This is a genomic window from Martinezella sp. CNPSo 3957, assembly GCF_057784395.1.
In genome coordinates this window covers 89,376-111,500 of sequence record NZ_JBXSOU010000013.1, presented here as the reverse complement: position 1 = coordinate 111,500, position 22,125 = coordinate 89,376, and the positions used below count along the sequence as shown (strand labels likewise).

General features: G+C 58.2%; 21 protein-coding genes. 11 read left to right on the top strand and 10 right to left on the bottom strand.

What is annotated here, in order from left to right; all coding sequences use genetic code 11:
* Nucleotides 1-41 precede the first annotated feature (41 nt).
* The 3 genes from AC13QE_RS25185 to AC13QE_RS25175 are packed head-to-tail and all read right to left on the bottom strand — an operon-like array spanning nt 42 to nt 5,495.
* Nucleotides 42-3,302 (bottom strand): error-prone DNA polymerase, encoded by a 3,261-nt coding sequence (locus AC13QE_RS25185; RefSeq protein ID WP_488485731.1) that lies wholly within the window; start codon nt 3,300-3,302, stop codon nt 42-44.
* Nucleotides 3,299-4,822 (bottom strand): Y-family DNA polymerase, encoded by a 1,524-nt coding sequence (locus AC13QE_RS25180; RefSeq protein WP_488485730.1) that lies wholly within the window; start codon nt 4,820-4,822, stop codon nt 3,299-3,301. Before AC13QE_RS25180 ends, AC13QE_RS25185 begins: the two co-directional genes overlap by 4 nt.
* A complete protein-coding gene (locus AC13QE_RS25175; protein WP_488485789.1) occupies nt 4,737-5,495 on the bottom strand; it encodes an ImuA family protein in 759 nt (252 codons plus the stop codon). Before AC13QE_RS25175 ends, AC13QE_RS25180 begins: the two co-directional genes overlap by 86 nt.
* Before the next feature lie 291 nt (nt 5,496-5,786).
* On the opposite strand from AC13QE_RS25175, the gene AC13QE_RS25170 reads away from it, so the two are divergent.
* Entirely contained in the window at nt 5,787-6,560 is a 774-nt protein-coding gene (locus tag AC13QE_RS25170) for an SOS response-associated peptidase (RefSeq protein ID WP_488485729.1), read from the top strand.
* Nucleotides 6,561-6,579: 19 nt separating this feature from the next.
* Here AC13QE_RS25170 and AC13QE_RS25165 read toward each other — a convergent pair whose 3' ends face one another.
* Nucleotides 6,580-6,933 (bottom strand): hypothetical protein, encoded by a 354-nt coding sequence (locus tag AC13QE_RS25165; RefSeq protein ID WP_488485728.1) that lies wholly within the window; start codon nt 6,931-6,933, stop codon nt 6,580-6,582.
* A 181-nt stretch (nt 6,934-7,114) separates the two neighbouring features.
* On the opposite strand from AC13QE_RS25165, the gene AC13QE_RS25160 reads away from it, so the two are divergent.
* The 8 genes from AC13QE_RS25160 (at nt 7,115) to AC13QE_RS25125 (ending at nt 13,540) form a co-directional block, all read left to right on the top strand.
* Nucleotides 7,115-7,333, top strand: coding sequence for a helix-turn-helix domain-containing protein (locus tag AC13QE_RS25160; RefSeq protein WP_488485727.1), 219 nt, complete (start codon nt 7,115-7,117; stop codon nt 7,331-7,333).
* A 403-nt stretch (nt 7,334-7,736) separates the two neighbouring features.
* Nucleotides 7,737-8,648, top strand: a complete 912-nt coding sequence (locus tag AC13QE_RS25155; RefSeq protein ID WP_488485726.1) for a 3'-5' exonuclease — start codon at nt 7,737-7,739, stop codon at nt 8,646-8,648.
* 267 nt (nt 8,649-8,915) lie between these two features.
* Nucleotides 8,916-9,884, top strand: a complete 969-nt coding sequence (locus AC13QE_RS25150) for an AraC family transcriptional regulator (RefSeq protein WP_488485725.1) — start codon at nt 8,916-8,918, stop codon at nt 9,882-9,884.
* 113 nt (nt 9,885-9,997) lie between these two features.
* Nucleotides 9,998-10,651 (top strand): nitroreductase family protein, encoded by a 654-nt coding sequence (locus AC13QE_RS25145; protein ID WP_488485724.1) that lies wholly within the window; start codon nt 9,998-10,000, stop codon nt 10,649-10,651.
* 33 nt (nt 10,652-10,684) lie between these two features.
* Nucleotides 10,685-11,230, top strand: a complete 546-nt coding sequence (locus AC13QE_RS25140; protein ID WP_488485723.1) for a carboxymuconolactone decarboxylase family protein — start codon at nt 10,685-10,687, stop codon at nt 11,228-11,230.
* Nucleotides 11,231-11,273: 43 nt separating this feature from the next.
* Nucleotides 11,274-11,936: an FMN-dependent NADH-azoreductase gene (locus AC13QE_RS25135; RefSeq protein WP_488485722.1), complete on the top strand. Its 663-nt coding sequence runs from the start codon at nt 11,274-11,276 to the stop codon at nt 11,934-11,936.
* Nucleotides 11,937-12,016: 80 nt separating this feature from the next.
* The gene (locus tag AC13QE_RS25130; RefSeq protein ID WP_488485721.1) at nt 12,017-12,484 is read left to right on the top strand and encodes a DUF3788 domain-containing protein; all 468 of its coding nucleotides are present in this window, start codon (nt 12,017-12,019) and stop codon (nt 12,482-12,484) included.
* Nucleotides 12,485-12,622: 138 nt separating this feature from the next.
* Nucleotides 12,623-13,540, top strand: coding sequence for an NADP-dependent oxidoreductase (locus AC13QE_RS25125; RefSeq protein ID WP_488485720.1), 918 nt, complete (start codon nt 12,623-12,625; stop codon nt 13,538-13,540).
* Nucleotides 13,541-13,614: 74 nt separating this feature from the next.
* Here AC13QE_RS25125 and AC13QE_RS25120 read toward each other — a convergent pair whose 3' ends face one another.
* Nucleotides 13,615-14,301 (bottom strand): hypothetical protein, encoded by a 687-nt coding sequence (locus AC13QE_RS25120; RefSeq protein ID WP_488485719.1) that lies wholly within the window; start codon nt 14,299-14,301, stop codon nt 13,615-13,617.
* A 105-nt stretch (nt 14,302-14,406) separates the two neighbouring features.
* Here AC13QE_RS25120 and AC13QE_RS25115 point away from each other — a divergent pair, with 105 nt between their 5' ends.
* On the top strand, nt 14,407-14,562 hold the full coding sequence (locus tag AC13QE_RS25115) for a hypothetical protein (RefSeq protein ID WP_488485718.1): 156 nt from the start codon (nt 14,407-14,409) through the stop codon (nt 14,560-14,562).
* Between the two features lie 29 nt (nt 14,563-14,591).
* The gene (locus AC13QE_RS25110; protein WP_488485717.1) at nt 14,592-15,422 is read left to right on the top strand and encodes a hypothetical protein; all 831 of its coding nucleotides are present in this window, start codon (nt 14,592-14,594) and stop codon (nt 15,420-15,422) included.
* 55 nt (nt 15,423-15,477) lie between these two features.
* Here the strand turns inward: AC13QE_RS25110 and AC13QE_RS25105 are convergent, their stop codons facing one another.
* From AC13QE_RS25105 to AC13QE_RS25085, 5 genes are all read right to left on the bottom strand, one after another.
* Nucleotides 15,478-15,894, bottom strand: a complete 417-nt coding sequence (locus tag AC13QE_RS25105; RefSeq protein WP_488485716.1) for a very short patch repair endonuclease — start codon at nt 15,892-15,894, stop codon at nt 15,478-15,480.
* A gap of 64 nt (nt 15,895-15,958) precedes the next feature.
* The gene (locus AC13QE_RS25100; RefSeq protein ID WP_488485715.1) at nt 15,959-17,764 is read right to left on the bottom strand and encodes a response regulator receiver domain; all 1,806 of its coding nucleotides are present in this window, start codon (nt 17,762-17,764) and stop codon (nt 15,959-15,961) included.
* Nucleotides 17,757-20,675, bottom strand: a complete 2,919-nt coding sequence (locus AC13QE_RS25095) for an ATP-binding protein (RefSeq protein ID WP_488485714.1) — start codon at nt 20,673-20,675, stop codon at nt 17,757-17,759. The genes AC13QE_RS25100 and AC13QE_RS25095 overlap by 8 nt, the downstream gene beginning before the upstream one ends.
* Nucleotides 20,672-21,811 carry a DNA cytosine methyltransferase gene (locus AC13QE_RS25090; protein WP_488485713.1) on the bottom strand — a complete coding sequence of 380 codons (1,140 nt, stop codon included), beginning with the start codon at nt 21,809-21,811 and terminating at the stop codon, nt 20,672-20,674. Before AC13QE_RS25090 ends, AC13QE_RS25095 begins: the two co-directional genes overlap by 4 nt.
* Nucleotides 21,808-21,999 (bottom strand): hypothetical protein, encoded by a 192-nt coding sequence (locus tag AC13QE_RS25085; RefSeq protein WP_488485712.1) that lies wholly within the window; start codon nt 21,997-21,999, stop codon nt 21,808-21,810. Before AC13QE_RS25085 ends, AC13QE_RS25090 begins: the two co-directional genes overlap by 4 nt.
* Nucleotides 22,000-22,125: the final 126 nt, after the last annotated feature.

The window sequence follows — 22,125 nt, the reverse complement described above, 5'->3', positions numbered from 1 at the left end:
GCCTCTTGCATCAGCGGAGTCCAGGCCAACACTGGCTTCGCTCACTGAAAATTCCGAGACTTCACCTTCAACCTATCAATAAGCCGATCCGGCTCATAAATCTCCCGCGCCTTGATCACGGCCCTCTCTCGCGAATCCGGACTACCAGGCGTCCCATGGGCAAATTCATCCCCTCGCCCTGTCGGCAGCCTGAAGGCCTCGTCACGATCGGCAAGCCCGGACAGATCGCTTGTCAAATCGAACAGCTGCTGGGCAACGAGATGCACGACGTCGCCTTCCCGCTGGATGCGGCCATTGATCGCCATCATGCTGGAGCCGAGCACGACACGCCGGCGCTTCTCAAACAATGTCGGCCACACAACAACATTGGCCGGCCCGGTCTCGTCTTCGACAGTCAGGAACATGACACCCTTGGCCGAGCCCGGCTTCTGCCGCACCAGCACGAGACCTGCCGTCATCAGCCAGCGGCCATCGCGCGCCGACATCGCCTCCTCGCACGTGACGATATTGCGGGCGGCGAGATCCTTGCGCAGGAAGGCCAGCGGATGCTGCCGAAGGGTCAGGCCGATATGGCTGTAATCCTGAATGACGTTGTGTCCCTCCGTCATCTGACGAAGGCTGACCTCCGGCTCCTGCTGTTCGGCAATCGTCCTTTGCTCGCGTTCGGCCGCCGCGGCAAAGAGCGGCAAAGGCTCGTCGCGCAAGGCTTTGATCGCCCAGAGCGCATCGCGCCGCTGCAGCTTGAGCGACGACAGGAAGGCGTCCGCTTCGGCAAGGTCGACCAGGGATGCCGCCGGCACACCGGACCTGCGCCAGAGATCGTCGACGCTCTCGAACGGCTGATTGGCCCGCGCAGCGATAATACGAGCCGCATCAATCTCGGCAAGTCCATGGACCATGCGCATGCCAAGGCGAACGGCGTGGCGATCACTGCCCTTAATCGGTTCCAGCGTGCAGTCCCAGCGTGAGCGATTGATACAGACAGGACGGACTTCGACGCCATGCTTGCGGGCGTCACCGACGATCTGGGCCGGCGCATAGAACCCCATGGGCTGCGAATTCAGAAGTGCGGCACAGTAGGCGTCGGGATAGTGGCATTTCACGTAAGATGAGGCATAGGCGATGAGGGCGAAGCTTGCGGCATGGCTTTCGGGAAAGCCATAGGAGCCAAAGCCTTCGAGCTGCGAGAAGGTCTTTTCAGCAAATTCCGGCGTATAGCCGTTCCTGACCATGCCGGAGACGAGCTTGGCCTTGAACTTCGAGACACCGCCGGTGAACTTGAAGGTCGCCATCGACTTGCGCAGCTGATCGGCCTCGCCGCCGGTAAAGCCGGCACAGACCATCGCCACCTTCATCGCGCTCTCCTGAAAGAGCGGCACGCCAAGCGTCTTGCCGAGAACGGCTTCCAACTCCGGTGTCGGATAGTCGACCGGTTCCTTGCCCTCGCGCCTCCGCAGATAGGGATGGACCATATCGCCCTGGATCGGGCCGGGTCGGACGATCGCCACCTGGATGACGAGATCATAGAAGGTGCGCGGCTTCATGCGCGGCAGCATGGACATTTGCGCCCGGCTTTCGATCTGGAAGGTGCCGAGCGTGTCGGCCTTGCGGATCATCGCATAGGTGGCGGGGTCTTCCTGGGGGATCTTGGCCAGATCGAGGTCTTGGTGCTTGTGATCCTGGATCAATGCGAAGGCCTTGCTCATGCAGGTGAGCATGCCGAGCGCCAGCACGTCGACCTTCATGAACTTCAGCGCTTCGACATCGTCCTTGTCCCACTCGATCACCTGCCGGTCGGCCATGGTCGCCGGCTCGATCGGCACAAGGTCGTCGAGCCGGTCATGGGTGAGTACGAAACCACCGGGGTGCTGGCCGAGATGACGCGGCGCCCCCATGAGCTGCTGTGCCAGTTTTAGCGTGAGCGCCAGCCGGCGATCGTCAGGATTGAGGTTCAGCTCGCGCAAGCCGCGTTCGGTCACCAGTTCCTCTGACCATGACCACATGCCTGACGACAGTGCCTTGATCACGTCCTCCGGCAGGCCGAGGGCCTTGCCGACGTCGCGGATCGCGCCCTTGGCGCGGTAGCGCGTCACGGTCGCGCAAAGGGCCGCCTTGTCATGGCCATAGGTCTTGTAGATCCATTGGATCACCTCCTCGCGCCGCTCATGCTCGAAGTCGACATCGATGTCCGGAGGCTCGTCGCGCTCCTGGCTGACGAAGCGCTCGAAGAGCAGGTTGTTGGTCTCGGGATCGATGGAGGTAATGCCGAGGATATAGCAGACCGCGGAGTTGGCCGCCGACCCCCGCCCCTGGCACAAAATGCCCTGGCTGCGGGCATAGCGCACGATCGAAAACACCGTCAGAAAATAGGGGGCGTAGTTCATGGTGCGGATGAGATCGAGCTCGTGGCGGATCACCTTCAGCACCGATGGCGGCAGGCCCGCGGGATAGCGGTTCGGAATGCACTCCCAGACATAATGCTCGAGGGATTCTTGCGCGTTTTTACCGGGAACGATCGCCTCCTCCGGATATTGGTAGGTGAGCTCCTCCAGCGAGAACGTGCAGCGCTCGACGATCTCCAGCGTGCGGGCGAGCGCTTCAGGATAACGCGGAAACAGCCGCTCCATTTCTTCCGGCGGCTTCAGATAGCGATCGGCATGGCGCTCGCGCTCGAAGCCGATATCGTCGATGGTGGTCCTATTGCGAATGCAGGTGAGGATATCCTGCAGCTGTCGGCGCGACGGCTCATGAAAGAGGACGTCATTGGTGACGACCGTCTTCACCTTGAAACGAACAGCAAGATTGGAAAGATCATGCAGCCGCAGCTGATCGTTCGGACGCCGGCGCAGGCAGAGTGACAGATAGGCGCGATCGCCAAAGAGTTCCGCCATTTTTCTGAGCTGCAGGGCGCAGGTCTCGTCGGCAAGATCCGGCACAAGGATGCCGATGAGGCCTTCGGCATAAAGGGCGACGTCTTCGAGATGGAGAATGCAGTTGCCCTTGCCGCCGCTGCCCTTGCCAAGCGTCAGCAGCCGCGTCAGCCGGGAATAGGCGGCGCGATCAGTGGGATAGACGAGGATCGACATGCCATCGGTGAGATCAAGGCGGCAGCCGACGACGAGGCGCAGGCCGGTTGCACGCGAGGCTTCGAGCGCCCGGACGATACCGGCCAGCGAATTGCGATCGACGATACCAAGCGCGCTGATGCCGAGCGCCTTGGCCGTCCGGAACAGCTCGTCGGCCGATGACGCGCCGCGTAGGAAGGAAAAATGAGTGGTGACCTGCAGCTCGGCGTAGCTCATGCAAAGATCCCGTGACAAAACCAGCGATGCGAACCTGTGGCGGGATCGACGCCGTCGCCGGAACGGAAGATCCACAGCCGTTCGCCGGCCTCATCCTCGACCACGAAATAATCCCTGACCGCATCGAATTCCGAACTCCTGGTCCACCATTCCCCGAATATGCGCTCCGGCCCATCCGCGCGTCTGACCCGTCGGCGCTTGCCGCGCCAGGTGACGGAAACGGGCGGATGATCCGGCAAAAGCGCGATGACCTCGATCAATTCCGGCCGCGCCAGCAATCGGACCGGCCGTGGCCAGTAATGCACCCATGTTTCCGTGACGTCGTCAGCCGCGGCTGCAATCCGCCGGACGCTGCGTTCGGGGACATCGGATGCGACCGGTGCGATGCGATAGACACGCTGCCCGCGATTGCCGAAGGTGTCGATCAGCGGCGTGATGTCCCGATCTTTCTCATCGCCCAGCGACGATCGCTGCTCCTCGCCAAGCGGTTCGATCATGACGGCAATCAGCGTCAGCTTCTCGATGCCGAAGCCTGGCTCGATCTTTTCCGTTCGATCGCGAAACAGCTTTGTCAGCCAGGCGATATCGCGGGCCGGTTTGGCCGTGCCGGCACGGATCGCCTGCCTGCTGCCGTCGACCTTTTCGACAATGAGATCGGTGCGACGAACGCCGAGCCCCTTGCGCTGCAGCTCTGCGACCAGCCTGACGATGAGGCGGCCGACATATTTGTCGATCGTCTCGGCCGCACCAATCGGTTCGGCAAAGGCGCTAACGACCTCGATCCATTCCGGCGCCCGGATCGGATCGATCGGTTCGGATATCCGACCGAACATCTGGTCGAGACGCTTTCCGATCTCCGGTCCGAAGCGCAGCGCCAACGGCGCCCGCGGCGTTGCCGCCAACTCACCGATGGTCTTGAAGCCGAGGGTGCGAAGGCTGGCGACGATCTCCACCGGCAGCCGCAGCAGCGAGATCGACAGCCGTTCGACGGCGCAGGCGGTCTCTCCAGGCGGGATGATGACGGTCTCGCGACGGGTGGCGCGGGCACAGGCATGGGCCGCACCCCACGTGTCGCCGATTGCCGCATGGACGGTCAGTCCCCTCGCCCGGAACCGGTTGACGATCCCTGTGAGCATCGCAAGCTCGCCGCCCTGCAGGTGATCGGCACCTTCCGTATCCATGATGATGCCGTCGGTGCCGTCGGTGCCGTCGACGGCAACGATCGGGGAATATTGCGTCAGGGACCAGAGCGCGATCCGCTGGAGCGCTTCAGCGTCGGCTGTCGAATCCGCATCGACGAACTGCAGACCATGGACCATCGCCTGCGCCTTGGCGGCCGGCATGCCCACACGAATGCCTGCTTCCCTGGCCTTTGCATCGGCCGCGGACACAAAACGCTTGGAGCCGCTCCTGGCAATCAGGACCAGCGGTCTGTCAGGCGATAATTCTGCTCTTTGATCCATCCGCCTGATCCGCTCGATCGGCAGATCCGGCAGATAGATGGATACGACCCGTGGCATCGCACGCCCTCACGACAAACTCAGCGCACTCACCCGCCTTCACCCTGATCAGTTCAAGAAGCCATCTTGGCCGGCCCACACCTGGGACCGGCAATTCCTCCGATGGCAACACGCTCACCCGCCACCTTGTCGTCGAGGCCGTCGGCTGCCCGAAATCCGAGGCCTCCACCTGCCGGCGCCAGCGCCTGACCACCAGTCCCATGGTGCCGGTTTTTTCTGCCGCCAGCTGCAGGCGGCGCGACGCCACCATCGGCAGCCGGACGACCTCGCCGACGACGGCGCCAAGGCCGCCAAAGGCCAGCGCCTCCTCCATCGAGGCAAGAACATCTTCTTGCCCGTCGCCCTCGACGAAGATGACCCGATCGGGATGGAGGCCAGCCTGCGCAAGCGCCGGAAAGAACAAGTCCGGCCGCGTCAGGCACCAGACGATCTTGCCTCTTGTGCGCGCCGCAATACCGGCGGCAAAGAGCGCAGCGGCAGCACCATCGACGACCCCTATCCCGCCGCCCGCAACCTCGTGTACGGCACCATAGGCGAGACCCCCACCCGGCAGCGCCGCGTCGATCTCAGCCACACCGAAGGCCAGACAGTCGCTTCTCTTGCCCGCATTCCCTTCCAGTAACGCGATACGGTCCTTCAGATCCGATATGGCCCTGTTACGGGTAGCAGTCATCATTCACGGGTCCCTGTGGAGGTCGTGTTGGTATCGACGTGATGTCGGTCAAGTGTATATGTTCACTAAATGTTCCAAGTCGCTTTACGTGTCAAGCAACCCGAAATAGGAATATTATCCCTCTATTTTAGTGGACTTTAAGATTCGCATTGGGAATCATGGAGATGACTTAAAACGTCCAGTGACGGAGCTTTCGAAAAAGTTTCGAAGCCGATCCGTTGACAGCCGTCAATTGGCGTTTCGACGCTTCGTCGGCTACCATGTTCTACCTGCAAGGGAGGCGGTTGGCTAATGTGTAATCTTTACCGCATGGAGGACAAGGACTGGGTCAACAAGTGGGCTCAGGATGCCGAGAGCCTGATCAACCTGATGCCCGCCTATCAGATGAACCCCGACCAGATGGGACCGATCCTCCGGAACACCACCGATGGACGAAAACAGCTCGTCCATGCCCGCTGGGGCCTTCCCTCCCCACCCTTCGTTCTCGTCAAGGCGGCCGAAGCCAAGGCGGAGAAGCTCAGGGCGAAGGGCAAGGAGGTCGATTTCGAGCAGCTGCTGCGCGAACAGGTCGACCGCGGCGTCACCAATATTCGCAATCTCAAGCTTGCACATTGGAGGCGTTGGTTTGGCGTCGAGAACCGCTGTCTCGTTCCCGTCACCAGCTTTGCCGAGCCGGATCCGGCAAGTCAGGAAGAGGGCGGCAATGTGCCGAACGCCTGGTTCGCGCGCGGACCAGATAAACCGCTAATGTTCTTTGCCGGCATTCATGTTCCGCAATGGACATCGGTGCGCAAGGTCAAGGATGGGCTGACGACTGACGATCTCTACGGGTTTCTAACCACCGATGCGAATGATCTGATCAAGCCGATCCACAAGGCGGCTATGCCGGTCCTGCTGCTGACCAAGGAAGAGGCCGACGTCTGGATGACGGCGCCATGGGAGGAGGCGAAGGATCTCGCCCGGCCATTGCCGGATAACGCACTGACTGTCATGTCCCGAGAGCCCTATGGATCGACGATCGTCACCAAGGAGGGTGAGTTGGTCAGTCCCTCAGGCTTGCTGTAACGAACAGAGTCTCGGCAGCTCAATGCAGTGGCGCCTGTTCGGACAAGAGGAGTTCGTGCACCGCCGTATCGACGATTTCCTTCAGCCTACGCCATCCGTAGAGGTCACCTTCGCTGACCCGCTCCTCGATCGCGGCAATCATCCACCCGGCCGCAGCTGCGTTGTCGGCGTTCTTATGGATGTTGAAGTGCTTCAAACATGCCTCGATCCGTGGGCGAGCCGAGCCGCAATCGTGGTCTATCCTCGCTATGAGTGAACGGGCGTCGCGGTAGGTCTTCGCTATACGCTGCTTACCCTCCACGCCGCTCTCGACGATTGTTCTGACGGAATAGAGCAAGGCCATCAGCAAGTCAGCCGTTTCGTCGGGCACCACTTCCTACACCTCCTGCGCCTTCGCTCGCGTTTTGCCCGCGAGGCCGCCGACGCTACCTCTGGTTCGTTCAAGATCGCCATTCATAGTTCTATAATACGTGGTTTTATGAACTGTCAAATGTTGTGTTTCCGCCATGGATGCACGGCAGCGAGTGGCACTGAATCTCAGGCGAATACGGGTTATGCGAGGGATCTCGCAGGACAACCTCGCGCTTGAGGCCAATGTCGAGCGCGCCTATGTCGGCTATCTTGAGCGGGGCAATAAGAACCCGACCGTCACGACCCTTGAAAAGATAGCGGAAGCGTTGTCTTGCGATATCTCGGAGTTCTTCGTGCCGGTCGCCGACGACCTCGTCACCATGAAGCCGCTGAAGAGCGGACGGAAGCCGTCGCGCGGCTGACGGTTACTCCTGCGGCCGTAAGTATGGCTAACATGAGTTTGGTTGGGTTGCTTCAGGTCATCTTCAGCTATCCGTGGTAGGGCTAAACCGTGCGAGACTGGCGCCCCCAATCGAAGTTTCGCATGAGGCTCGCAAAGCTTCTCAGCTCTGCCTCACGCTAACGAGGCAGAGCTTTCCCACTCCGCATGCGTCATTAGACGTCACGCGATTCGAGCGAAGCTCTCTTGCAGCCCTTTCTGCTCAATTTCGGTGAGTATCGGGCACCCGACAGGCTCGAAAGCTTCTCATTTGGCGACCGACGCTCTAGATTTACGTGATCCTTTTCAATGGACGACTAATGACGTCTCAGCTGGACATGTTTTCGGAGAGTGCGCAGTCCGTTCGCAAAGCGTCGGCGCCAATCATGCGCGCTCGGCCGGCCGGATCAGCGCCTGACGAAGCCGAGATGGTGCGGATCCTGCAAGCGACCGGACGATACCAGATCCTGAAAAAACTCGAAGCTCGCCCGATTACCGCTGTTCCAAGACCTGGCTATCCGCTGCAGGGCGCCATCCTCGATACCGAGACGACCGGTCTCGACGCAAGAAAGGACGAGATCATCGAAATCGGACTGATCGGCTTTACATTCAATGACGAAGGAGAAATCGGCGATATCACAGGCGTCTATGGCGGATTACAGCAACCGACCATATCGATTCCGATGGAAGTCACGCGACTGACTGGCATCACCGACGCCATGGTCCTCGGCCAGATGATCGACATGCCGGAGGTGCGTGCGCTCATCGAGCCCGCCGATCTCATCATTGCCCATAATGCCGGCTTCGATCGACCCTTTTGCGAAGCTTTCTCCTCGATCTTTGCTCGGAAGGCGTGGGCTTGCTCCAATTCCGAGATCGATTGGAGCGCCAGGGGATATGAAGGGACCAAGCTCGGCTATCTCATCAACCAGAGTGGTTATTTCCATGTCGGGCACCGCGCCGTCGATGACTGCTTTGCACTGCTGGAGGTGCTGGCACTCCGTCAGGGCGATAATCATCAAACACCTTTTGCCGAGCTTTATCAGGCAAGCCAGCGTTGCCGCGTGCGCATCTTCGCGGAGAACTCACCCTTCGATCTGAAGGACAGGCTGAAAGAGCGAGGCTATCGCTGGTCCGATGGCAGTGACGGCCGGCCGAAATCTTGGTGGATCGAGATCGCCGAAGACGCCATGGAAGAGGAGCTTCGGTTCCTGCGAAACGAGATCTACCGCTGGGAAGATGCAGATCCGCCGGTCCAGCGTCTGACGGCATTCGATCGATTCAGGCAGCGCAGATAGTTCTTCTGCTCTTGAGGGGAGTCGAACCCGAGGCCCGGTCAAGGGTAATAGCTAACGATTGAAATACAAGAATTTCGGCCGAATCCGCTCGAATATCATTTCATCGTCTCCGCTGGCGCGGCCCGTATCCGATTAGACACATCTTGATCCAATCACCCAGCAACCTCCCGCGATTTGTGATCCGGTAGCTCGTGGATTCAGCCATGGAATGCGAGTGGTTATCGTGCGATACGATGGAATGCCTGAGCCGTAGATTCCCGAGGTCCTATGTCTGAACTCGATTGGTTGAGCCAGCTGCTGCAAATCATCACAGTTACCGGCCAGCTCGAAGTGCGCTGTGCCTACGGCGCTCCGTGGCGCATTATCTGGAACCGGGCAGAGGCGAACGAAATTCCCTACCACATCGTTGTCAGGGGCCGGGCGATCTTTGAGGATCCGGAGGCAAGAACCCGACGAGAATTGACAAGCGGCGATATCGTGCTGCTACCACACGGAGCGGCGCATGTGCTGCACGATGGTAGCGGGCAGACACCCGTTCCCACGCAGCAGCGGCAGGGTGCTGCCGGCTGGATGTTGAGCGAGAACGACAGCGACGGCGAGCAGCTCGACCTGTTGTGTGGGCGATTTTTCATCGCACCTCCTCACGATCGACTGATCCGCAACTACCTACCTCTGAACCTGGTTGCGCGAACCATGGATGGTCCCTTAGAACACAGTTTGGAGGCCGCAACCAACCAACTCGCCGCTCTCGTTGGGCTGATGCGAATGGAAGCGGCCGGCGATCGGCCGGGAGGACGGGCCGTTCTCAACGCCCTGTCTTCGGCTCTTTTCACGCTGGTGTTACGCGCAGCGAGCGAGTCCGCAACGGCTCCCGAGGGTTTGTTGGCGTTAGCCGGCCACCCGCGATTGGCGCCGGCAATCAGCGCCATGCTCGCGGACCCAGCCAAGCCTTGGAAACTGCCTGATCTGGCGGACCTGTGTGGCATGTCACGCGCAACCTTCATGCGACACTTTCAGGACAGGCTCGGTTGCTCTGCCCTCAACCTCTTGACTGATCTGCGCATGAGTCTGGCTGCAAACGAGCTCAAGAAACCGGCGGTCAGTACCGAGGCAATCGCCGAAACGGTCGGCTACCAATCCGTTTCGGCATTCCGGCGCGTATTCGCCGAGAAGATGGGGATGACGCCAGGGGAATGGCGCAGGCTGGCGCAGACCGGCGGGAAAACTGCGAGTTAGCGCGGACCTAAAGCTTGATCCTTTTGAGCATTATATTGAAGCAATTAAGTCTCGATAATATCACTGCCGCTCGTAAAATCGGCTCCGTAATCACTTGATGAGGGAGCCACCCAATGAACTACATCAGCAACACAGCCTCCGAAACTGCGCCGACGAATGTCGTCATCGAAACCATCCTCAGCCGCAGCGCCGCCAAATATTACGACACCACCGCTACATTGAGCGACGATCAGATCCGGGATCTGGTGCGCATCGGCACGGCAGCGCCGACGTCGTTCCATCTTCAGAACTGGCGGTTTATCGCCGTCCGTACACCTGAAGCAAAGGTCCGGCTCCATCCGATCGCCTGGAAGCAGCCCGCGATCCTCGACGCCGCCGTTACCTTCGTCATCATCGGGCAATTGGCCGATGCCAGCACCGTGCCCGCCCGCCTGGCGCCGGTCGTGGAAGCCGGCATCATGCCGGCTCACCTGGTGCCGGAATGGGAAGCACCCGCTCGCAGCCTTTACGACAATCAGCCCCAGCGGCAACGTGATGAAGCGGTGCGCTCCGCGACCTTCGGCACCGCGGCAATCATCTATGCGGCGCGCTCGCTGGGCCTCGGTTCGACGCCGATGATCGGTTTCGACGCGGAAGCCGTGCATCGCGAATTCGGCCTCGCCGAAGATGAAATCCCGGTGATGCTCCTAACCGTCGGACCCGAGCGGTCCGGCAACTGGCCGCAGAAGCCGCGCCTGCCCGTGGCCGACGTCCTGTCCTTCGCATAACCGAAAACTCAATCAACATTTATGGAGACGACCATGACCAGAACGACCGTTCTGACGCCGGAACAGGTGCCGGCTGCATCCAAAGAGACCCTCGATGCTTTCACCAGGAACATCGGCTTCACGCCAAATATGATGGCCGCCTTTGCACAGAGCCCGATCGCCTTCAACGCATGGGCTGCCCTGCTTGGCTCGCTTAGCAAGGCACTCGACGTGAGGACACGAGACAGCATCGGCCTTGCTGTCTCCGAAGTGAATGGCTGCAACTATTGTCTCACGGTTCACAGCTTCACCGCCGAACATATGGCCAAGCTGCCAGCCCACGAGATCATTTTGGCTCGCAAGGGCCACGCCACTGACCCGAAGCGGGATGCGGCGGTGCAGTTCGCGCGCAAGGTTATCGAAAGCCGAGGGCAAGTCAGCGATGCCGATCTGAAGGTTGTCCGCGATGCCGGGTTCACCGAGGCGAACATCATCGAGATCGTCGCTCTGGTCGCCATGTACACGCTGACGAACCTGTTCAACAACGTCTTCGATCCCGACAAGGACTTTCCCGCCATTATCCCGGCCGGCGCGATCTGAGTTCCGCTCTCTCGCAACCTCATGAAGCTGTTGGATCAATCCCATGAACATTCTCCACATCGATAGCAGTCCGCGGCAACAATCACATAGCCGTCAGCTTTCGGCGGCCATCGTCGAAAAGCTTCTTGAGGTTGCGCCTGGCGCGGACATCATCCGACGTGACCTTGGCGCCGATCCCCTACCTCAGACCGTAGCACTTTATGCCGCCGCGTTGGCGTCGCCGGCTACTTTGGCCACCCCGCCGGCAGGGTCGCTCGATCTTTCCGAACAGCTTATTCGGGAGGTCGAAGCGGCGGATGCAGTCGTCATCGGAACGCCGATGCACAATCTGACCATTCCCTCGGTCCTCAAGGCCTGGATCGATCAGATCCTGCGCGTCGGCCGCACAATGAAATCAACGCCGGCGGGGAAAGTCGGAATGCTTCGAGACCGTCCGGTCTTCGTCGGCGTGGCTTCCGGTGGATTCTTCACCGGCGAGCGCGCCAACCAACCGGATTTTCTGACGCCCTACCTGTCCGTCGCGCTCAGCTCGATCGGGCTAAAGAGCCAGCAGTTTCTGCCGCTTCAAGGAACTGCCTTCCTTGACTGGGAACATGCGACAGCGGCACGGCAGACGCTTCTCGACGCCCTCGACCTGACGGTCGTGCCGGGTTCCGGAGACATCCACACGAGCTCAGTGCTGCCGGCGGATGCGGGCGGACGATAGCCGAAGTTGCGTTCCCCGCCAGCAGGCTGGCCGGACATCTCAACCATTTCGCCCCGGCGGGGCACATAGGAGTCATTTAAATGCGTGAAACAACACTACCCCTTCCGCAGATCGGCGACCGAATGACCGAACGGGCAGCACCACCGCTTGATGCCGCTCTCCGTGCGTGGATCGGACCGGAGGGGTTCGCCCACTGGTCCGAGCTGCGGGCCTGGATCGACGAATTCTATCCAGACGTTTTTACCCCGGACTGGGTTTACGGTGGCAAGAACCGCGGCTGGACCTTGCGCTACAAGAAAACCAAGGCCCTCACTACCCTCGTCCCGGAGTTCAAACGGCTTTCGGCCGTCGTGGTCATGGGCCGGGCAGAGCGGGAGAAATTCGAGGAGCGGCGCTATGCCTGGCGGCCTGAACTGGTCAGCCTCTACGACAACGCCAAAACTTATATCGACGGAAAGTGGCTGACGCTTCCCATCTCGGATGGAAGCGATCTGCAGGATGTCAAAGACCTCTTGCTGATGAAGCGCCCGCCGGTACCGAACGTGTGAATGCCAACTATCGAGGCTCGTCCGTCGGCATCCAATCAACCAAGCCACAGTCGAGCGGCAACTACCTGCACGAGGCCGATATCGGCTCGTGGTTCCCAATTCATCTTTCAACGCAACGGAAATTAAGGAGTGCGTCCCATGAAAGCCATTGTAGCAACCAACCCGGAGGCGGGGCTTGCCGGTATAAAACTGGTGGAACGTCCCGAGCCAACGACCGCCATCAACGACGTCGTTGTCAAGGTTCATGCGGCGGGGTTCGTCAATACCGAACTCGAATGGCCGTCCACCTGGACCGATCGCAGCTCGCATGATCGGACGCCATCAATCCTTGGTCATGAGGTGGCTGGCGTGGTCACGGCTTTGGGTTACGGCACCACGGGCCTGTCGATCGGCCAGCGCGTATTCGGCCTGGCTGACTGGTACCGCGACGGCACGCTTGCCGAATATGTCTCCATGGAGGCTCGCAATCTGGCGCCGCTGCCGGGCGATGTCGATTTCACCGTCGGTGCCAGTCTGCCGATTTCCGGGCTGACTGCATGGCAGGGTCTGTTCCAGCATGGCCGTCTTCAGGCGGGACAAACAGTTCTGGCGCACGGTGCAGCCGGAGCCGTCGGTTCGATCGTGACGCAGCTCGCAAAAGAAGCCGGCGCCTATGTCATCGGTACCGGGCGCACTGCCGACCGTCAAAAGGTTCTCGACTTTGGGGCGAACGAATTCGTCGATCTTGCAAATGACAGGCTTGAGGACATAGGCAGCGTGGACCTCATCTTCGACGTCATCGGCGGCGACATCCAGAAGCGGTCAGTTGCCCTGATCAGAACCGGCGGAACGCTTGTGACTGTGGTCGGGCCAACCAATGTTCGGCCCGCAAACGGATCCACGGTTGATTTCGTGGTAGAGGCCGATCGGAACCAACTGTCCGAGATCGTTCAGCGAGTCCGCGACGGCAGACTGCGTACAAATGTCGGCAAGATCACAACCTTGACCGACGCTGTCGCCGCGCTCACCTCAACGGAGCGGCGCGCAGGAAAAACCGTCATCCGCGTTCTGGCCTGATTGATGCCGCATCTGGGGCGGCCAACAATTCTGGACGCCCCTTCGCCTTGAAGGGATTTGAACCTGCGGCCCTGTTATTCAAAGGTCCCTCGCCGCAAATTAATCAATAGCATAATCGGCTCGACCTTGAGGGAGTGATTGATTTTGCGCCGGAAGCGGATTCGCAGCTTTCGATGGTTACGAGGAGATTCCTTGCCTTCGTTCAAGTGATCGCTCACCGTGAAGACAGACAACACTAGCGAAGGATTCGGTGGGTGCGAGAAATTGAGGATTTCACTGACGATCGGCTGAAGGCGTGGTGCATCCACTGTGGCGCGGTGATTGCCGACATCCAAAGCAATCGCGACCATGTTCCGACCAAGTCGCTCCTGACGAAAACACTTCGAAAACGGGGCGCCGACTATGACAGCGGCGCGGGGAATGAAATGGACTATCTGCCACAGATTATCGTCTGTAGGCGCTGCAATTCCAGCTTCTCGCCAGACGAGAACTACCTTCTCTGCGTGCTTCACGCGGTCATGGCTGGAAGCCTCTATCCCGATCCGACGAAACATCCCGAAGCGGCAACCGTTCTGCGCAGTAACCGGCACGTAGTCCGATCCCTGAAGAGAAGGCCGGACGGACAGCTTCTTTTGTTCGAAAATCTCCAGCCGTTCACCCTCTTTCCCGACACCGACAAGGTACGGCGCGTCGTTGTAAAGAACGCTCGGGGCCACGCCTATCACGAAATCGGCGAGCCGCTGCTCGACGCGCCTAATCACGTTGCATTCGTACCACTGGAGCAGTTGAGTCGAGAGCAGCGTGACGCCTTCGAGACTGTCGGTACTGGCACGGAACTCTCAGTCTGGCCAGAGGTCGGAAGTCGCATGACCGTCCAACTGCTCGACGACGAAGCGATGGTCGGCGGCTGGATTACGGTCGAGCCGGGTCGCTACCGCTATTCTATAGACTGGTCCGATTCCGTCACGGTGAAGACTGTCGTATGGGAGTATCTCGCTACTGAAACTCGCTGGGAGCGCTAGAAATTGGCACGCGTTCAACGAGGGTGGTCATGAAAGCCTACGTGATCGACAGCAATATGCTGCAGTCGGACGAACTCCGCCGTTACTTTACGCAAGAAAGCGGCAATCTGGCGATACTCCCGGATTTTGCGTGGTACGAACTCTACAAGCAGCAATCCTTGGAAGGGCTGAGATTGGGGCTATCTGTCGTCGGCGATCATCCTGAGCAGGTGATCCTTCTTCGGTCCGGCGGCCATATATCGCGCTTGGATCCGGCGGTCGCTGAGGATCTGAACCGACTGATCTTTGACGGACCTGAGGGCGAGATTGGCGAGTTTGTTCGCCTCGTAAGATCCGACGAACCAATGGGCGATCTGGCGGCGGCTCAATTGAACTCTTTATGGGACTGGGCACGAACCCTGCAACCTTCGTTGATCGAAGGCGCGACGGACATCGCCGTGTCTTTTCCTGAGATGCAGGAGCAAATGTTCAATCATAAGGAGATTCGGATTATCAGGACGGCCGGCAAGTACACCGGACAGATGATTCTCACCATCTTCGGCGCCGCGCTGCAAATTTGGGAAACTTTGGCAGGCCACTACGAAGTCCGGTGGGAGGGCCTCGACGAAACCGTCGTATGCCGGGCCTATCTCTTTCGGTATGCGCTGGGGATAGTGATCAATCTGCTCTGGTGGATCCGGGGCGGCAGTCAAGCGGTGGTGCGCATGGATCGAATGAGCAATGATCTCATCGATCTCGGTTTTGCAGTGTATGCCACGTATTTCGACGGACTTTTCACTCGTGACGAGAAGGCCGCCTGGGTTCATGCCAATCTCGTCGCAGCAATTACAAGTTTTCGCGACATTCACAGCGGTGATTAAACCCCGGTCACACATGCTTCTGCACGACCGTCGATGTCCAGTACCGAGTCGACCTTCACTGGGCGCTCGTCTGCAGAAATCCAGTCAGCCTCTGAGCAAGCTCCTCTCGATTTCTCGTCTCGCATTCCCATACGATCAGCGTTGACCATCTCATTTGGTGGAGGGCGTCTAGGACAGACCTATCGCGCGCCACGTTTTTTGCAAACTTGTCTACCCAGAAAGCCACGTTGGTCGAGGGAACTGTCGCCCGAGCGCAGTCGTGCCGGTGCCAAAAGCACCCGTGAACAAAAATCACCTTACGCCTTCCTCGAAAAACGAGATCGGGACGCCCGGGTAAATCTTTTCCGTGAAGCCTAAAGCGAAACCCAAGACCGTGCGCCGTCTGGCGAACTATTGTTTCAGGTTTAGTGTCCTTATTTTTGACTCGCGCCATCAAAACCGAGCGCGCTTCCGGAGTCAGCTTGTCTGCCATGTCAGCCGTCCTACTAGCTTAGCAAAACTCCGTCAGTCAACTCGGTTAGTCTGATCAAGGGGCTTCAACCGCTCGGCATGCTCACAAAATCGAGTCCGATCCGGGATAGGTGACTTCCGGCCATCTGCAAGATGCGGGTAGCATTCAGGCCTCGCAGCTGATCGACGATCTCATAGGTTTTTTCGATTAGGACGCGCTGCGAGCCGTCCGCTTGACCATTCGCATCAAGCGCTGGTTTAAGACGAGCTGCAGAAAATACTTGTCTGCCATTTTCGTCTCGCACCCGTCCTTCGTTCATCGCGAAAAGGAACTCATATGCTGGCTGCCTATCGGAGTTCTCCAGCTTGAATACCTTTCGTCCTTCCTCGGTTTCAAGGAATATGTGTCTTCCCTGGGCCGCAGCGGTCAGGGCGCCTCGATGATCCGTTACCTCATGCAGCAGTATCGCGACCACCGATGTCATGGGGTGAAGGGAATGGGCCCATGGCTGCTCGCCGCTCGGCTGGCGCGCAACTAGGTCACAAGCGGGCGAGGCAGTAACCCAATAGGTTTGCGTTTCAGCTTCTCTAAAGATTGTGCCTGTGGTGATATGAGCACGTCGAAACTTCTCAGTGCTAAAGAAGCTGTTCAACCGGAACATAACGTCGATCTGCTTCTCCGTGCCACTGGATCGAGTCAGCTCGGATGAACCTTTGTAAAGCGCGCTCTCACCGCGTTTAGGCCACGTGTCCTTGGTCCATCCTTTATCCCGCAACTCCCCCAGGAGGGCACCGCTCGCAAGCCGTAAAAGATCTGGATCGCTCGATAGCCTGCGCCGAATGCCATCCACGATCTTATCAATTATGCTCATAAGGGGGACTTTTACGTCTGGTTCCCCTGTTAGGTCGAGCTGGCCAAGCGCATCCAGAAGGTAGAACCAGAGAGCCGTTTGTGTTTCTCCATCCCGGAGGTGCTGATCTTCGGTGGCAAGCGCTTCCAATTCCAGTATATTTTGAATCTCCGATATAAGTATCTGAAAAAGGTTCGGCCGCCAGGCCAGAAGTGCATTGCTTAGGCAAGCCATAATCCCGGCCGGGTCGTCTCCATCTTCGCCTATATCGACTTTCTTCAAAATGGCGACAAAACAATTCCTCGATTGGAGCCAACGGTTCCCGCCTTCGTAGCCGCCCGTCGCCAAACGCCGTTCGCTTCGGGCATATTTTCCTGCGCGCCTCGCAAGCTCCCGATGGATCAACCCGGTAATAATTTCGCCGCACGTATTCGGAGGCACGCCAAGATCGGTAAGTTCTTTTTGTGCAGCGGCCCGCACCGGGCCTGTTAAGTCACGGAGTTCGCCACGCTTGGCAAACTGCATCACCGCATCTAAAGAGGCCGTAGGCAAAGTTTTTGCTTCACTCAAGCGATCCCAGTGTACTGCAGCATCACCAGTGAGATCCAAGTCAGCGCTCCAGCCGCCAGCAAGGCTAGCGATGATTTCGAGCCAAACCTCATCTTGCTCCGGCTTCGAGGTGTATACCACGACGGTGTTGAAATGCTTCGACTCCGCCAAAGCCCTGAGGATGGCGACAGATCGCTCATTGTCGTCCTCGCCTGGTCCAAGATTATAATCAAGTATTATGAGATCGCTCTTGCGAAAACGCTCGGTATGAACGTCTTTTACGTCGTTCTCGACGTCGCAGATCATGTCGCGCTTTCGAAAACCTTCGTAGAGCGCCAATGCGCGATCGGCTTGTTTGAATTTTTTCGTGTCATCCCTTCCTCTCGCAAGATCGCCAAAAGTAGGAAACTCGTCGTCTATCATTAAGACCGCTCGCAACGGTTTAGTCTCGAACGTCTCTTTAACGGCCGCCTCATAAGCTGCATCAGGCATTCGTTTCGACCCCTTTTAATTCTATTATAAAATTGGCACCGCCTAAGACCACCGGGTCATTCGCGTCGGCATATCGGATTTTGTGCCCAGCCACCGCCAAATTGTTTCGGCTGAGAAACAAGCCAACACCACGCCCTGCACGCCTTCTTGAAAAGAACAGCTCAAAGAGCCTCGGAATATCCTCGGGATCTACACCAGGGCCGGAGTCGCTCACGATGACTAAGTTATCTTGGAAATCAATAGTAATACGGCGATCACTGGACTGCGACGTCCAGTAGATAGCGTTGTTAATCAAGTTTATGAAGACCGGATATATTCGCGACGGAATATCACGAAATGATATCTTACGAAATGTCGCCGTTGCTATGAAGTCTATTCGTTGGTCCGCAAGGATATTTGAAAAGAACTCCTGCAGATAAGTCGCAATCTGCTCTCCGGTTATTGGCTCGCGCGTTCTGTAACCGCCGATCTTGAGGGGCGCCAAAAAACGCAATCTGTCCGCAAGAGCCAAGTGAGCTCGCATTGCCTGCTTATAGGCATCAGTATCCATGGCGGCTCTGGGCAGCTTTGCCAGATTTCGCCTTACCTCAGATTCGAGCGCTTCAAACTCATGGCCGATGATCTCCACGGTAATTCCGACCTGTGCGACGGCTCGGATATCGCGAAGTTGCTCTTCCAAGTCAGCTCGATCGTCTTCTGTAACGGCATAGGCGCCCTCAAGGTCGATTCCGTCGATCAGTTGGTCCAGTGTTGTCAGGAACGACTGATATTTTCCCGCGAATGTTTCGCCCAGTTCAGACCTATGGACATCGATCAGACTGAGCATGCTCAGCAGGTTGGCCGTGGAAACACTGGCTCCGAGAAGGTGGCCAGCGCGATTTACCATCTCGGCACCGTCCGAATTTGCATGTTCTCGCCATACATCTCTCAGTCTAGCCAATCGCTCATCTATAGAATCCATGTAGCCGCGAAGCTGCTCCTGGAGAGCGGAACGCTGTTCTTCAAATCTCCGCGCGAGGACCTCTTTCGGCTGCTCTCCCTCCAAAGCAGCATCAACTTCGGCGGTGAGGCGGGCAAGTTCCTGAAGCTTGTCCAGTAACGTCTGATAACCGTCCCTATAGTCCCGCCATTGCTGTTCGAGATCGCCGAGCCGTGCGGGCGGGACGGGCGGGCGAAGACTTTCGCCAACCACCCGCATTTCCTGAGCTCGTGCAGCCAGAACCGTTGCCTGGATCTTATCCTTGGAGTGCAGGGTATCTTTGGCCAGTCCTACAAGGGCGTCGGCGCGTCTTATCGCGTCTTCCAATGGATTGGCTTGCGAACGCAGAAACTGACGCATGCCTCTCTGGCGCCGCTTTCGAGCCTGATCGGCAGCCTCTTTCTGAAGCGCTTTTCGCTCCATGATCCCGGGAAGAACCTCGTCCCGCATCGCAGAGTCGGAGCCGAAATATCTCCGCGCGGCATCCTTCAGGAATTCCACCACAAGGAGCCGCATCTCCCGAAACGCCCGATTGTCGACGAGCCCCTCGCGTCCCGCTTTGTCCTTTAGCGCTGGATTTCTGACCCGAGAAACGCCGATCCTACCGAAGCTACGTCGGTGAGCCCAAAATTCTCGCCCTGCATTCTTGCTCCTTCGTTCCTCCATCCCCAGGAAATCTGCGTCCGGACGCCCATACGGCATCACCCGCAAAAAATCCCGATAGACCGAAACACCAGCAAATTTCTCCGCTTGCGCCAAAATGAATGCGTGCTGATTTTCGTCGTGCGTGGAGCGGCGCTCATCGACTTCGAAGGTCCCTATGGTGAAATCGAATGCGCCGAGCTTATCCTTGCCGCGGACAGGTGGTGGCCTCTTGGGAACGAAAGTCTTCGTGCCAAGGTCTTGCCCGAATGCCACAACACGGCCAGTGAAAATTCCGCGTTCATCGAAACTTCCTTCAATGTAGTGCTCCAGATCGTGAAGCGCATCGATCCCGAAGATGTCGTCAGCGGCTAGAAGCTTATTGCTGTCGTCGCCACGATGAACTACGACCTCGTAGTTGAACTCCGGACGCGCTTCCGAGTAAGGATCCGTGAAGCCGGTCAGCGTTTGACGCAGGCGGTCTTTGACCTCGTCGACCTCCTCTCCGGTTTCATAAGGTCTGACCCAAACCCCTAATTCGTGGTTCAATCCTACCATGAACATAGCGGTGCCATGCCTAGAAGCGCCGGCAAACACAGGCCATTCATCGAGATGCCTGCGATGAAGAGGCATAGTCGTCCAGGCCGTTTTAATGGAAGCCGATGTCGGAACGGTCACGCCCTGCCTGGTCTCATAATCGGTGAAACGTGCCCACCCCTCCGCGAGACGCTTACCGCGCTCCGATTTGTCGTCTCCGAAATTAGCATTCAACGTCGACAGCAACGGCTCTAAGCCTGCGACCAGTTCGTCAGGCGATTTGAAATTTGCGACCGGCAGCCGAATATCGTCGAGCGAGATAAAGGGATTCTCAAAAAGCCGCCAATCGACCAGAACGACCACAAATTCAGACGACGGCTTTTTAGAAACGAGAACAGTTCCTGGAGCCAGAAACGCGACCGAAAGTCGCCCGATACCCTTTTCACCTTGCCGCGGTCGGGCGGGCAAGCCGAGCGTATCCACGGGAGCGCTGTCGAATTCCTCGATTTTACTTTCTGTTCCGATTACCAGCCATCGGCGGACAACATCGTCTCGGTCCATTCCGATGCCATCATCCACGATTGCGGCGATGTCGGGATCTCCATCGAATACATGGAGCGCAACGTTTCGCGCATACGCATCATAAGCATTTTTCCATAGCTCGCTAATTGCGGTGGGAGCGTCAGCGATCTGGCCGCGGCCTAAGTGATCGATCGTGCGCGCGCGAGTCTGGAAGGCAATTCCCTCTGTCATGCTGCAACCGATACATTCGCGGCCGAGCGCAATTGCAGCACTGCGGCTTTCAATGGTTCTAAGAGAGCCTTGGCTAACTCGACTGGGACGGCATTTCCCACTTGAACTCCTCCGGCCATAAGACCGCCCTCGAACGTGAACCAATCTGGAAACGACTGCAGCCTGGCGGCCTGGCGCAGTGTAATCCCATGATCTTCCGTGGGATGTACAAAGCGACCCTTCGAGGGATTGATGCATGCCGTCGTCATCGTCGGGGCAGGTACCGACGGATCAATGCGGCCATACACATCGTGGTGCCCGACGTGACGCTCATGGCACGGCAGTATCCGCCCAGACTGTTTCCGAGAGCCGCCGTTCGGCGGAGTCTTGGCAAACGTTTCCAAAAGGTCCTTTCCATGGCTCATATGGATATTGTTCATATCGCCGTCCAAGCACTCTTTCTCGAACGCGATCGAGGCGCTCAACCAAGCCGGGAGCCCGGAGCCCGAGTCTGGAGCTGCGTGCGTCGGAGGAGGAGGCCATGATGGGGCCACCGTCCTTTTACGGTCGTAACCCAACAGAAAAACTCGGCGTCGATTTTGCGCCACGCCGAAATCTCGGGCGTTCAATATGGTCGGCGCCATAACTCCGTAGTCTGCGGCGTCGGCCAATGAATAGAAAGCGTCGACGAATTTAGCATGCCGCGGCCAAAGCAGCCCAGGTACATTCTCGACCAAAAAGAACGTCGGACGGAGAACCCTCACATACTCAAAATACCGCAGGAGCAGCGAATTCCGGGGGTCGTCTACACCTGTGTTGTTGAGGCGATGTGCGGAGAAACCCTGGCACGGTGGGCCTCCAAGTAGAATGTCGCAGTGCTTCTCGACACCGATCGTTGATTGTACATCAAGAGGGTCCAAGTCGGCGATGTCGCCCTCGAATAAATGGGCTTTGGTAAGACCCGTTTTTATGAGGTTTGCACGGTACGTGTTGCATGCATGTCGATTCCACTCGACGGCGGCGGCGACCTCGATACCGGCTAAAAAAGCCCCCAGCGAAAAACCGCCAGCACCAGCAAAAAGGTCGCACGCAACAACTTTCGATTCCGTAGACTCAGCTCGGGGGTGGGCATCAAATTCCCGGACGTCGATCTTCACTTCGGCTTCCTCGGGGTCTGCAATTCCTCGGCGGGGACTTGGATCCCTGCAGCCGCAAGCGCACGTAGAACGATGATCCGCATCGTTTCACCGCTTTCAGCGGCTTTCATTTTCAAACTCTTTTTGGTGGAGGATGGAACTGTAATCTGCAGGCTTTCCTCACCCGCAGTCTTGCTCGTGGCGCGCATTCGACGTCCTCATTTCATGAAATCATGATAGCAACAAATTACTGGAACGCAAGCCGCTTTCGATCCTGAGTTGAGTGGAGAATGCTCCACGCTTTGCCGCGACCATTCGACTCTCGACTCCTGCGA

Coding starts and splice junctions, on each gene's coding strand:
- AC13QE_RS25185 (WP_488485731.1), bottom strand. CDS start 3,302: ATGAGCTACGCCGAGCTGCAGGTCACCACTCATTTTTCCTTCCTACGC.
- AC13QE_RS25180 (WP_488485730.1), bottom strand. CDS start 4,822: ATGCCACGGGTCGTATCCATCTATCTGCCGGATCTGCCGATCGAGCGG.
- AC13QE_RS25175 (WP_488485789.1), bottom strand. CDS start 5,495: ATGACTGCTACCCGTAACAGGGCCATATCGGATCTGAAGGACCGTATC.
- AC13QE_RS25170 (WP_488485729.1), top strand. CDS start 5,787: ATGTGTAATCTTTACCGCATGGAGGACAAGGACTGGGTCAACAAGTGG.
- AC13QE_RS25160 (WP_488485727.1), top strand. CDS start 7,115: ATGCGAGGGATCTCGCAGGACAACCTCGCGCTTGAGGCCAATGTCGAG.
- AC13QE_RS25155 (WP_488485726.1), top strand. CDS start 7,737: ATGCGCGCTCGGCCGGCCGGATCAGCGCCTGACGAAGCCGAGATGGTG.
- AC13QE_RS25150 (WP_488485725.1), top strand. CDS start 8,916: ATGTCTGAACTCGATTGGTTGAGCCAGCTGCTGCAAATCATCACAGTT.
- AC13QE_RS25145 (WP_488485724.1), top strand. CDS start 9,998: ATGAACTACATCAGCAACACAGCCTCCGAAACTGCGCCGACGAATGTC.
- AC13QE_RS25140 (WP_488485723.1), top strand. CDS start 10,685: ATGACCAGAACGACCGTTCTGACGCCGGAACAGGTGCCGGCTGCATCC.
- AC13QE_RS25135 (WP_488485722.1), top strand. CDS start 11,274: ATGAACATTCTCCACATCGATAGCAGTCCGCGGCAACAATCACATAGC.
- AC13QE_RS25130 (WP_488485721.1), top strand. CDS start 12,017: ATGCGTGAAACAACACTACCCCTTCCGCAGATCGGCGACCGAATGACC.
- AC13QE_RS25125 (WP_488485720.1), top strand. CDS start 12,623: ATGAAAGCCATTGTAGCAACCAACCCGGAGGCGGGGCTTGCCGGTATA.
- AC13QE_RS25115 (WP_488485718.1), top strand. CDS start 14,407: ATGACCGTCCAACTGCTCGACGACGAAGCGATGGTCGGCGGCTGGATT.
- AC13QE_RS25110 (WP_488485717.1), top strand. CDS start 14,592: ATGAAAGCCTACGTGATCGACAGCAATATGCTGCAGTCGGACGAACTC.
- AC13QE_RS25105 (WP_488485716.1), bottom strand. CDS start 15,894: ATGGCAGACAAGCTGACTCCGGAAGCGCGCTCGGTTTTGATGGCGCGA.
- AC13QE_RS25100 (WP_488485715.1), bottom strand. CDS start 17,764: ATGCCTGATGCAGCTTATGAGGCGGCCGTTAAAGAGACGTTCGAGACT.
- AC13QE_RS25095 (WP_488485714.1), bottom strand. CDS start 20,675: ATGACAGAGGGAATTGCCTTCCAGACTCGCGCGCGCACGATCGATCAC.
- AC13QE_RS25085 (WP_488485712.1), bottom strand. CDS start 21,999: ATGCGCGCCACGAGCAAGACTGCGGGTGAGGAAAGCCTGCAGATTACA.